Origin of the sequence: Shimwellia blattae DSM 4481 = NBRC 105725 (assembly GCF_000262305.1) — a bacterium.
Classification (GTDB): domain Bacteria; phylum Pseudomonadota; class Gammaproteobacteria; order Enterobacterales; family Enterobacteriaceae; genus Shimwellia; species Shimwellia blattae.
On record NC_017910.1, the window covers coordinates 1,565,117 to 1,577,032 of the forward strand.

9 protein-coding genes and 1 tRNA gene are annotated in these 11,916 nt (G+C 56.0%); 3 read left to right on the plus strand and 7 right to left on the minus strand.

Annotated features, from left to right (window positions below):
* Window positions 1-398 precede the first annotated feature (398 nt).
* Window positions 399-1,439: an XdhC family protein gene (locus tag EBL_RS07220; protein ID WP_002440038.1), complete on the plus strand. Its 1,041-nt coding sequence runs from the start codon at window positions 399-401 to the stop codon at window positions 1,437-1,439.
* Here EBL_RS07220 and EBL_RS19730 read toward each other — a convergent pair.
* The 6 genes from EBL_RS19730 to EBL_RS07245 form a co-directional block, all read right to left on the minus strand.
* Complete coding sequence (locus EBL_RS19730; protein ID WP_002440039.1) at window positions 1,333-1,941, minus strand: nucleotidyltransferase family protein; 609 nt, start codon at window positions 1,939-1,941, stop codon at window positions 1,333-1,335. The two genes, EBL_RS07220 and EBL_RS19730, sit on opposite strands and share 107 nt — an antisense overlap.
* The gene (locus tag EBL_RS07225; RefSeq protein WP_002440041.1) at window positions 1,941-4,199 is read right to left on the minus strand and encodes a xanthine dehydrogenase family protein molybdopterin-binding subunit; all 2,259 of its coding nucleotides are present in this window, start codon (window positions 4,197-4,199) and stop codon (window positions 1,941-1,943) included. Before EBL_RS07225 ends, EBL_RS19730 begins: the two co-directional genes overlap by 1 nt.
* On the minus strand, window positions 4,199-4,669 hold the full coding sequence (locus EBL_RS07230; RefSeq protein ID WP_002440042.1) for a (2Fe-2S)-binding protein: 471 nt from the start codon (window positions 4,667-4,669) through the stop codon (window positions 4,199-4,201). The genes EBL_RS07225 and EBL_RS07230 overlap by 1 nt, the downstream gene beginning before the upstream one ends.
* Window positions 4,670-4,671: 2 nt before the next feature.
* Window positions 4,672-6,054: a cytochrome c gene (locus tag EBL_RS07235; RefSeq protein ID WP_002440044.1), complete on the minus strand. Its 1,383-nt coding sequence runs from the start codon at window positions 6,052-6,054 to the stop codon at window positions 4,672-4,674.
* On the minus strand, window positions 6,020-6,556 hold the full coding sequence (locus EBL_RS07240; RefSeq protein ID WP_002440046.1) for a MarR family winged helix-turn-helix transcriptional regulator: 537 nt from the start codon (window positions 6,554-6,556) through the stop codon (window positions 6,020-6,022). Before EBL_RS07240 ends, EBL_RS07235 begins: the two co-directional genes overlap by 35 nt.
* A 212-nt stretch (window positions 6,557-6,768) precedes the next feature.
* Window positions 6,769-6,844, minus strand: a tRNA-Asn gene (locus tag EBL_RS07245).
* Window positions 6,845-7,057: 213 nt separating this feature from the next.
* Here EBL_RS07245 and EBL_RS07250 point away from each other — a divergent pair.
* The gene (locus tag EBL_RS07250) at window positions 7,058-8,488 is read left to right on the plus strand and encodes an EmmdR/YeeO family multidrug/toxin efflux MATE transporter (RefSeq protein WP_002440047.1); all 1,431 of its coding nucleotides are present in this window, start codon (window positions 7,058-7,060) and stop codon (window positions 8,486-8,488) included.
* Window positions 8,489-8,532: 44 nt separating this feature from the next.
* Here EBL_RS07250 and EBL_RS07255 read toward each other — a convergent pair whose 3' ends face one another.
* The gene (locus tag EBL_RS07255) at window positions 8,533-10,083 is read right to left on the minus strand and encodes an MFS transporter (protein ID WP_002440048.1); all 1,551 of its coding nucleotides are present in this window, start codon (window positions 10,081-10,083) and stop codon (window positions 8,533-8,535) included.
* A gap of 692 nt (window positions 10,084-10,775) precedes the next feature.
* On the opposite strand from EBL_RS07255, the gene uxuA reads away from it, so the two are divergent.
* Window positions 10,776-11,852, plus strand: coding sequence for a mannonate dehydratase (uxuA, locus tag EBL_RS07265; protein ID WP_002440050.1), 1,077 nt, complete (start codon window positions 10,776-10,778; stop codon window positions 11,850-11,852).
* Window positions 11,853-11,916 lie beyond the last annotated feature (64 nt).

Sequence of the window (11,916 nt, forward strand, 5' to 3'; positions counted from 1 at the left end):
CGGTTGAACGGTGCGGTGCTGTCCGGCGTGGCGTTCAAACGCAGCAGGTTTAGTTGCATTAAAAATAAAATGCGATACAACCTAACCTGTTGGCGTCTGTTTGTTAGTTGAATATCCTATTTACCCTAACATGATAAATGAGTGTGATCAAATTCACACAAATTGACCTGTTCTGACAATCGGGGTCAGAGGGGGGAAATGGGGGGTAAAAAAGCCCGCTGCATTTTCTTCTTTTATTGCGCTGTAAATGACCCGCATCTCACTTTTGTGTAATTTATGCTGTTCAGTTGTTAATTTTATGTTTCCATGCATACTTGTTTGCAAAAGCAAATAATTATCATATTGCATTCGGGTGGGCGGCTGATGCGGTCTTAGCCTGATTAAGCAGGGATATCATAATGTTATCGAGAGATCATTTGGATGTTCAGGTGATTAAGCAGGCGCTCGCATGGTCGATGCAGCAATCTGTCTGGCTCTGCACGGTTGTTGGCACATGGGGCTCCTCGCCGCGCAATCCTGGCGCGCTGCTGGTGGTTAACGAGGCGCTGCAGTGGTGTGGTTCGCTCTCGGGGGGCTGCGTGGAAGAGGCCTTTCTTCAGCAGCTGAAAGCCGGGGCGTGTCGTGAACACAGCCAGATGATGATCTGGGGCGAGGGGGGGTTAACGCCGGATATCCCGCTTCCCTGCGGCGGGCGTCTGCAGGTGCTGGTGGAGTACCTGGCGGCGACGCAGAAGACACAAGATTATTTGCGGCGTATTTTGCACGCGCTGGAAGGACATCAGCCGCTGAAAAAGAGCCTGATTTTGCCCAACCCCTGCCACGGGCTGGAAACGCCGCGGGAAGGGCGCCATCCGCGAACGGAATATGCCGCGCCCCGTGTCACTATATGGCATACGGCGCCGCCCCGGCTGGTTGTCGCCGGGTTCTCGCCCGTGGCCCGGTACTGCATTGATTATGCTGTCAGTCTTGGGTTTGAGGTCATTCTGTGTGAGCCCCGCCCTGCGTTTCTGGCGCAGGTGAGCGGCACGCTTCCTGACGGTGTGCGGCTGGTTGAAAAGCTCCCGGCGATCTACCTGGAAAAGGAGGGCTGCCACGGGCACACCGCGATAGTGGCGCTGACTCACGATGCGCGGATGGATGACCTGACGCTGATGGAGGCGGTGCTGACGCCCGCGTTTTATATCGGCGCTATGGGGTCGGTGGCAAACAGCCAGGCGCGTTTGCAGCGGCTGCAGCGCGTGGCCGGGTTAAGCGCGGCTGATGTCGCCAGAATTCATGCGCCTGTTGGTCTGCCGCTCGGCAGTAAAACCCCGGCGGAGATTGCGCTGGCGGTTATGGCCGATATTGTGCGGCACAAGAATGGGCTGACGATGGCGGAAGATCGTGATCGATCAGCACACCCGGATGCGCCTCCAGCACCAGAAGCTCTGCCGGTGTAAGCAGAGACTTCGCCCCCACATCTCCCGACAGCGCGGTAAGGCTGTCCCGCCATCGGGCCGAGAATGCAACCGGATGGCCAGGTGCGCCTTGCCAGTAAAGCCGGGCCTGTGAGTGCCGCGTGAGGGCGGCGGCCAGGCGCTGGTAATCCCCCGGGCGAATGTGCGTCATATCGGCAGGCTGAATCAGCCAGCCTGACCACGCTGGCGTATCGCGGACTCCCCGGGCAATGCTGTGCCCCATTCCCTCACTTGCCAGCATGCTGAAGGAGGCGCCATAACGGCGCGCAATGGCCTGTAGCGCCACCGCCTCTGGTCGCAGAACGATATGCAGCGGCAGCCCGCTGGCCTGTGCATGGTGAAGGCAGATGTCGAAAATAGGCCGTGGCCGGGCGTCGCTGCCGGTGTGACAGGACATGAGCTTATTGCCCACCCCTCCGGCACGGGTATAGCGGCGGCCAAGACCGGCCGCCAGAATGAGAATGCCGGGAGGTGGGCTTGCCATTAGCCGGTCACCGTTCTGGCATGCGATTTGTTGAGAAACGGCATATGGCGTACCGGCTGCCCCGTTGCGCGTAGTACGGCGCTGGCAACCGAAGGCGCCACCACCGCGGTGGAGACTTCACCCGCCCCCTGGGGGGGACGATCGCTCTCCAGCAGTACCACCTCAATTTCCGGCATATCCTGCAACTGGATAACGCCAAAATCGTGGAAGTTGCTTTGCTGTACACGTCCGTTGTCGAACGTGAGCTGGCTGTAGAGGGCGCCGCTGAGACCAAATCCGAGCCCGCCCTCAATCGCCGCTTTGACCAGGTTTGGGTTAATCACTTTTCCGCAGTCGACACCGCAGGTCATCCGTACCACGCGCCACTGAGAGCCGGTCACTTCCACTTCGGTTATCAGCGCCACCCAGGATAAAAATGCATGATCGCGGGCGACCCAGAAATTGGTGGCTAAACCACGATGGCGGTTCTTCGCCGGGGGCGTGTCCCATCCGGCGGCTTTGGCGGTGGCGTCAATCACGCGCAGCATCTCCGGCGAGTTACTCAGCAGATGGCGGCGATAGGCAATGTCGTCTTTTTTCGCTCTGTAGCTCAGTTCACTGATAAAACTTTCCATAAAGAACAGGCTGGTGGTACTGCCGACGCCGCGTAAAAAGGTTAACGAGATATTCTGATCGATATTACCGCAGTCCACGCGCTGGTTGGGGATCTGATAGCGGTTGTTATAAACACACTCCACCATGGTTTCATCCCAGCCGCCGTTATCCTTTACCCGGTCGTTTCGGTGTACCTGACAAAATAGCCCCTGACCGACATGTTTTGCCCACATGGCTACCGGATAGCCGTCGTCATCCAGCGCTGCCTGATAGTGGCTGGAGTTGCCCGGTCGGTAGTAACCGTGCTGAACATCGATTTCCCGCGGGTAGATAACTTTCACCGGGCGCTTCACCGCTTTTGAGGCAAAAAAAGCGTGCATCACGGAATCCGGGGTAAATTTACGACCGAAAGAACCGCCGAGGAACGTGGTGTGCACCGTGACCGCCTCTGGCGTCAAATGCGCCATTTTCGCCAGGATCCCACGGACTAGATCCTGCCCCTGGAATGGCCCCCATGCTGTTACTTTGTCCGTCTCGACATAGCAGGTGGCATTGTAGGGCTCCATCGTGGCGTGCGTAATATAGGGGCCGGTATAAAACGCTTCGTAGAAGTTATCGCCATTGCGCTGCGCGTCGATTAACTGCTCCGTCTCGCCCCGTCGCATCGCCGTGACCAGCTCGCCGTGTAGCAGCAGTTCCCGGTTCAGGGAGTCAATCGTCTGGCTGGAAAAGTGGTCTTTCTCGGTTATCTCATAGTCAACGTCGAGCAGGTCAGCCGCTTTCTTCGCCTGCCAGTAGCTTTCAGCCACCACCAGTATGGTGTTAAGGGACATATCGCTGTCCAGCTTAAACATATTGAGCGTTGACCAGTGGCGTGTTTTAACGATATCCACCACGCCAGACATGCCGCGAATTGCGGATTCGTTTTTAATCGCGATGATTCGCCCGTTCAGGGTAGGCACCATCCAGGGAACGGCAATCAGCATATTGGGCACGGTGACATCTATTCCAAAAATGGCTTCACCATGCACCTTAATGGCGCTATCAATGCGTTTCACCGGCTGGCCGATAAGCGATGATTTTTCCTGCTCCGGGGTTTTCAGCACCACGGGTAAACGGGCGAGGTCAATTTTTTCCGCCCACGGGATCAGCGCCCCGTAGCTGACTTTTGCGCCTGTCGGGCGGTGGATGACGTGGCTTTTTTCGCAGTAGCAGTGGTCGGCGGTGGTGGCAAAATGTTGTGCGCCCGCGGCTAAAAAGAACGCGCGGGCCTGTGCGCCAGCCTGGCGCATACGATCGTAAAAATGGGTCATCGACAGCGACGCCGCAACGTACTGGGCAACTTCTTTCTCACCGCCACCGGAATGACGATAGGCGTCGCGCCCGGTCACAAACTGCACGGAGACATTCTCCCAGTCTGCTTCCATTTCCGCCGCAACAACTTCAGCCAGCCCGGTAAAAATGCCCTGGCCCACTTCACACTGGGAAACGCCGATCACCACCTGGTTATCGGGGCCCATCCAGATCCAGTCGTTAAACTCCCGGCTGCTCTCTGGCGGTGTTCCGCTTTGCAGCACTCTGGCCGCGTGGGCTATAGGGGCCAGCGGGATAAGCAGCGACAGTACGCCGATATTTTTCAAAAATTGACGCCGTGTAAATGCCATTATGCTTGCTCCTTACCCGGGCTTTTTGTCGTCGCGCATACTCGGTCGATGGCTTTTTTAATGCGGTGATAGGTTGCGCAGCGGCAGATATTACTGATTTTCTGATAGACCACCTCGCTGTCGGGAGGCGGGGATTGCGCCAGCAGCGCCGAGACGGCCATGATCATGCCCGGCTGGCAATAGCCGCACTGGGGAACATCTTCATCAATCCAGGCCTGCTGTACCGGGTGGCGCTGTTCGGCGCCAAGCCCCTCAATGGTGACGACGTGGCGGTTTTCCGCCAGCTTAAGTGGATAACAGCAGGAACGGACCGCCTCGCCATCTACGTGTACCGTACAGGCACCACAGGCCCCGACACCGCAGCCGAATTTGGCCCCGGTAAGCTGAAAACTTTCGCGGATCACCCACAGAAGGGGGGTGTCGGCGTCGCCGTTAAAGGCAACTTTTTTTCCATTTAAGATGAATTCCATACTTACCCCCGTGAGTGATGACGTGCATTTTTGCGGCGCAGTAACCAGACCGCGAACAGGATGACCACTATCGCCAGCAGCAACCATGGCGCCATCCCCATCAGCACAACGCTGAGTGGGCGTTCTCCGCCCTGACGCTGCTGCGCCACGAAGGCCGGAGTGACCCGGGTTTTGCCATCGCCAAACTGCGCGGTGATGTAATTGGTCACATCAGCGATCTGGGCGTCGTTCAGGGCGTTGCGAAATGCCGGCATTGAGGTGGAAACAAAGTCGCCTTCGCGGTGGACGCCATCCAGTATGGTCATCACCAGATTGGACGGATTCAGGCTACCGACGGTGGAATTTTGCGTCAGCGACGGGAAGCGGTTGTCATAAGCGCCTTCGCCGCCCGCCCGGTGACAGGCTGCGCACGCGCTTTCATACAGGGCCTTACCTGCCGTCTGAGTGGTGATGTCGCGCGATGTCTGCGGATGTGTCCAGGCGGCCAGTGTTTCGTTGTCCTGGCGAACGGGCGGGATCTGGCGCAACCAGGTGGCAATGGCCTGCAGATCGTCATCGCTTAAATGACTCAGGCTGTGTTCAATCACTTCCCCCATGCCGCCTGCGGCCACGCCTTTACCGGGTGTATTACCGGTTTTCAGGTATTGCACCAGTTGCTGATCGCTCCAGCCGCCGATACCGCTGACAGGATCGGATGTGATATTCGGCGCGTGCCAGCCATTCTGGTCGCCGCCAGAGAGGCGACGCGTGGATGATTCCCCCATCAGAGTGTTACGCGGGCTGTGGCAGGCAGAGCAGTGCCCGAGCACTTCGGTCAGATAGTAACCGCGCTGTAGTTCGGGCGTCGCCAGCGGAACCGCGGGGGCTGGCGGCGTGTTGTTAAACAGATTCCAGATACCCATCAGCGGGCGGACTGACCAGGGAAAAGCGAGGGCGGTCTGGGGGGCGGCTTTATCGACAGCGGGAACCGCATGGTTTATCCACACCCAGAGCGCATGGATATCCGCGTCACGCATTCCCTGATAAGCGGTGTAGGGCATGGCGGGATAGAGGCGACTGCCGTCTGCGCGGATACCCCGGGTTACGGCTTGTTTAAACTGCGCCTCGGTATAGCGGCCAATTCCGTATTGTTCCGAGGGGGTAATATTGGTGGCGATAATATCGCCCATGGGCGTGGAGATGGCTTTTCCGCCGCTTAAGCCCGAGGCGCCTGGCCCGCTTCCCTGGTGGCAGGCTACACAATCTGCGGCTCTGGCGACCCATTCTCCCCGCGCAAGCAGTGACTGCTCAGGGGCGTTACCGGCGGCACTCGCCTGCTGACAAACGCTAAAAAACGTGAATAACGCGAGACTAACGAGATGACCCAACCGATTTTTTATTTTCATGATCTTCATTCTTATTGTTATCAGAAAGAGACTCATTACCGGAAATAAACAGCGGCTGCTCAATGATTCTGGCGGCCTTGTCTTTAATGGAGTCCAGCACATGGAGGAAGGTTGCCAACTGTTCGGGTGTGATATCGGCCAGTAATTTCTTACGCACTTTTTCGGCGCTGATATCTATTTCGTGGTGGATAGCGTGCCCAAGATCCGTCGCAAATAAACTCTTTGCCCGCATATCTTCACCTACGGCTTGTCGGGTGATGAGTTCGTTTTTCTCCAGGAAAACAATCGCTCTGGAGCAGGTTGAGATTTCACTGTGCAAAAAGGTGGATACCTGTGTGAGCGTGCAGCCATCGCCAAGTTCAATAATTGCGCGCAATACCAGCCAGTGCGGGTGGTTGATGGCCGTCTGGAAAACAGATTTGTCCATTGCGCTTCGCCACAGGCGATTCGCCACGTCCAGATGAATACCTACGGCGCAGAGATGTGTTTTTTTATCGACCATAATCCTCTCGTATTGTTTGCATATGCAATATTTGCACATGCAAACATGGTAGGTTATGGTTTTCAGGTTAGCAACAAATCACCACAATAATTAACATTGCATTGTTATCTGCCAGGGCGTGATGATCGGAGGCAATACTGAGCTGATGCCCGGAGGGAATGGGGAAATGCAGAAAAGCAAAAAGCCCGCTAAAAAAGCGGGCTTTTTAAATTTGGCTCCTCTGACTGGACTCGAACCAGTGACATACGGATTAACAGTCCGCCGTTCTACCGACTGAACTACAGAGGAATCGTTGTGGAGGCATATATTAGCGGCGCGAAAAAAATTGTCAAACGGCAATCGGCAAATAGCGGTTTAACTGCTGAAGTTCTGGTCAGATGGCAGTAAAAACCGGCATTCCGGCCCGCAGATATTGTGCAGGGGAATAAATCCCTTTCGCTGTGAGGGGTGTTATACTTTGATAATCGAAATGAAGTTTCAATTCTCCTGCAGTGGGCTCCCTTGAACATACAATTACCGTTTCGCCGACTGGTGTCGGGCACCTCGTGGTTTCGTCACCGTAAGGGGTATAAAACGCTATTCTGGCGTGAAATTACCCCCCTTGCGGTGCCGATCTTCCTGGAAAATACCTGCGTCTTGCTGATGGGGGTGCTGAGCACCTTCCTGGTCAGCTGGCTGGGAAAAGAGGCGATGGCCGGGGTCGGGCTGGCAGACAGCTTTAACATGGTGGTGCTGGCGTTCTTTGCCGCAATTGACCTCGGGACCACGGTGGTGGTGGCGTTCAGCCTGGGCCAGCGTAAAGGCGCCCGGGCGCGGGCCGCCGCCCGCCAGTCGCTGGTGATTATGACCATTTTCGCCATTGTGCTGGCCGGGGTGGTGCATATTGCCGGCGATGCGATAGTCAATGTCATTGCCGGAGAGGCCAGCCCCCAGGTTAAGGTGCTGGCGCTGAGTTATCTGCAGTATACCGCCTGGAGTTACCCGGCCGCAGCCATTGCCCTGATCGGCAGCGGCGCGCTGCGCGGGGCCGGGAATACCCGCATTCCGCTGCTGATTAACGGCGGCATGAATATCCTCAATATTATGATCAGTAGTGTGCTGATTTACGGTGCGCTGGGCTGGCCGGGGCTGGGGTTTGCCGGGGCCGGGCTGGGGCTTACGGTATCGCGCTATATTGGCGCGGTGGCGATTATCTACGTGCTGATGGTGGGGGTTAACCCCGCACTGCGTATCCACCCGCGCAGCTATTTCCGGCCGCTGGATATGGCCATTTTGCGAGATGTGCTGGGGATCGGTGTTCCCGCAAGCGTAGAGTCCGTCCTGTTTACCGGCGGTAAACTGCTGACCCAGATGTTCGTGGCCGGTATGGGCACCAATGTGATTGCCGGTAACTTTATTGCCTTCTCGTTTGCGGCCCTGATCAACTTACCCGGGAATGCCCTCGGCTCCGCCTCAACCATTATTACCGGACGGCGTCTCGGGAAGGGGCAGATAGGCCAGGCCGAACGCCAGTTGCGCCACGTTTTCTGGATGTCGACATTTATCCTTACCGCCATCGCCTGGCTGACGGCGCCATTTGCCGGTGTGATCGCCTCTTTTTATACTCGCGAGCAGGACGTTATCGATGTGGTGAAAATTCTGCTGTGGATGAATGCGGCGTTTATGCCTATCTGGGCGGCCTCCTGGGTTCTGCCTGCCGGGCTGAAAGGGGCGCGGGATGCGCGTTTTGCCATGTGGGTTTCCATGCTCGGCATGTGGGGCTGCCGGGTGGTGGCTGGTTATATTCTCGGGATCCATTTCGGCTTTGGCGTGGTTGGGGTATGGCTGGGGATGTTCCTTGACTGGGCGGTACGGGCGGTCTTTTTCTACTGGCGTATGGTCAGCGGGCGCTGGCTGTGGAAGTATCCGCGGCCGCCGAAACATACCGGCTGACCGCAGAAAAAACAGCGGGCCGGTAGCGGCCCGCGTGGTCAGGATTACGAGGTGGCTGAACTATAGTGTCCGGTCGCCGGTTTTGCTTCCGGTGTTGTCTCCGGCCACAGGGTGTCATAAGAAACACCGGTCAGATCCTCAACAATATGGCGCACTTCCGGGGTCACATCGCCAGGTTTACCGTTCTGCTTCATGCGCTCCATCTCTTCGACAAACAGCCCGTGTGTTTTCTTATTCAGGCGGAAGGTCAGCGCCTGCCACAGGGCCAGCAGTAACAGCCCGGTGGTGCCGATAAACAGCGTCATGGCGATGGTGTGAACCGCTTCCGGCGGCTGCTCAAGGCTGCCTTTGATGAAGCCACCAGACTGCAGCACAAACCCCACTACAAAGGTCGCGATGGCGACGGTTGTCTTGCGGGAGAAGGTCATCACCGCAGCGAACAACCCTTCGCGACGCTGGTGGGTGATCATCTCGTCAATATCCGGGATAAACGGGAACACCGTCCAGGGGGTGAATTCCAGGGTAGAACGGCCCACCTGGTACACCACGGCCAGGATTATCAGCAGCAGCGCTTTTTCCTCGGCAGGGAAGAGGTACATCACCAGGAAGCCGCCCAGGCACAGGATCATCAGGCTGTAGGCGAGGACATACAGGCGTGACGGGCCAATTTTAATGATGGCGAAACCCGCAAGCAGCGTGACCGGAATACCGATAATACTCATGGAGAGCAGGCTACCGGCAAATGCCGATGACACATGCAGGCAGTAAACACAGAAGAAGACAAAAACAGTGTTGTAGATATCTTTCGCCGTAAAGGAGAACAGATAAATTGCCAGATGCTTACGGAAGGCGCGCACCTTCAGGGTGGAGAAATACTCGCGGAACAATGCACCCAGTGCCGCCAGACGCTGGCCCGCAGTGCGCGGCTCTGCTTGCTGTTTTTCCAGCTCGGCAAGCATTTCCGGGGTCAGCTCCCGCTCCCAGGTCACTTTCCAGGAGATAAACACGCACACCATAAAGACAATCGAGAAGACAATACCGTTGATCAGGTAGGCATCGGCATTGTTCTCCCCGAGCTGGCTAATCAGAATGCCGGGAATAAACGTGGCGAGGAAGGTCCCGGTCGCAGAGAGGAACATCCGGCAGGTGGAGAGCTTGGTCCGGCCGTTAAAATCCTTGGTCATCTCGGAGGGCAGCGTTTCCCAGGGGATCAGCACCATGGCGGCAATCACCTCGAAGGCGAGATACACGGCAAGATAGAACCAGTAATTCATGCCGTTAAGCCACAACAGGGCATAAACCAGCATGAGTGGCGCGCCGATCAGCAGGAAGAAACGGCGGCGGCCGAAGCGGCGACCAAGCGCATTTTTGTAGAAGTGATCGGTAAAGCTGCCCATAAACAGGCTGATGACCGCATCCACAATCCTTGCGATCGCCACGATAGAGGCGGCCTGCATCGGGGAGAGGCCGACAAACGTGGTGTAATAGAATAATAACCAGGCGCCGATCACAGTAAATGCGCCGCCGCCCATAATATCTGTTAATCCGTACCCGATCCCGACCGGGATGGTGATTTTTCTTTCTCTGGATTTCATCGCGATATTCTCCGTAATGACTTCGTTAACGGAAATAAACTGGATAGTCGTGCTGAGCGGTTGCTTCGGCGCGGGTGTCTGCGTTTTCCTGGTATACCGTTATAACGGTTGCGCTGGCGACGATATGGCCGGGAAAAGGGCGACCACGAAGTGAAAACGCCTGATTCAGCAGCATACTGAGTGCGTCAGTCCGGGAGCGTATTCTGGCCGATATGGTAATAAATAAGTTAAAAATCAAAGGCATTTAATTTGCTCCTCAAGGGCAGCGTTTTGTCGTTATACGTCGTAGGGAGGGCGTAAACGGCCCGTTGGGTACAAGATATACGCCGTTTGATTTGCGTGTCTACTACCATACAAGAACTACTGTTATTATTGTGATAATCATCAAAGTATATCGCCGTACTATTTACATGCTGCGTTTCTTGCTCCGTTTTATTTTCCCCGCACAAAGGGGAGCCGGCCATTACACTGTTTACTGATACGGCGTATGCCCCGGTAGCGAGGTGGCGGATACCCGGGGGCGGATTTTGTGCGCTGGTCGTGGTTTTAACCGGCCAGATCAGATTTTGTTATCCGGCCCTATTGATTCCTGCGCTGGCGGCATCTATGCTTTGGTCATTGATACTAGTATGGTAGGTGCCATTCACTCTGACCCACCATCACTATTCCATTGCAAATTAAGAGGCGTGATTATGCAGATGACAATGCGCTGGTTCGGGCCAGATGAAGATAAGGTAACCCTCGAAAATATCCGCCAGGTTCCCGGTGTGGAAGGGGTGGTGGGTGCCTTATATGATGTACCCGTCGGTGAAGTGTGGCCGCTGGATAAAATCGAAGCCCTGGTGGGCCAGGCTCACCGTGCCGGGCTGAAGATGGAAGTCATTGAAAGCGTGAATATTCATGACGACATCAAAATCGGTACGCCGGAGCGGGATCGCTATATCGCCAACTACCAGCAAACCATTCGTAACCTGGCCAAATTCGGCGTGAAAGTTATCTGCTATAACTTTATGCCGGTATTTGACTGGATGAAGACCGACATGAACTATGTGCTGCCGGACGGCTCGCTGACCATGGCTTTCGAAAAGAAAGACATTGATAAGAGCCTGGAAGAGGTGGTGCGTGAAGTGCTGGATAACGCCAACGGCTTTGCCCTGCCGGGCTGGGAGCCGGAGCGTCTGGCGAAGGTTCAGGAGCTGTTTGCCCGCTACCAGGATGTGGATGACGACAAACTGCGTGAAAACCTGGTCTACTTCCTGAAGGCGGTAGTCCCGGTATGTGAAGAAGTGGGCGTGAAGATGGCGATCCACCCGGATGATCCGCCGTACTCTATCTTTGGCCTGCCGCGGATCATTAAAAACCGCGAGGATCTCGACTGGCTGTGCAACGCGGTAGACTCCGAAGCGAACGGTATTACCCTGTGCACCGGCTCGATTGCGGAAGATCCTGATAATGACGTGTGTGAAATTCTGGCTGAGTTTACCCGCCGTAAACGCATCCATTTTGCCCACGTGCGCAATATCAAGATTATTAAAGATAAAGACTTTTATGAGAGCGCCCACCCGTCACAGTACGGCTCCCTGGATATGTACCGGGTGATGCAGGCACTGCACGACAACGGTTTCGACGGCTATATCCGTCCGGACCACGGGCGCTTTATCTGGGGTGAAACCGGCCGCCCGGGTTATGGTCTCTATGACCGTGCACTCGGTGTGACTTACCTGACGGGCCTGTGGGAAGCGCTGAACAAGCAAAAACAGCCTGCATAATCTGTCTGCTGCGTCTTACCAGCCCCGGGGGGATCTCCCCGGGGCTTTTTTTATGGTTTTTTGC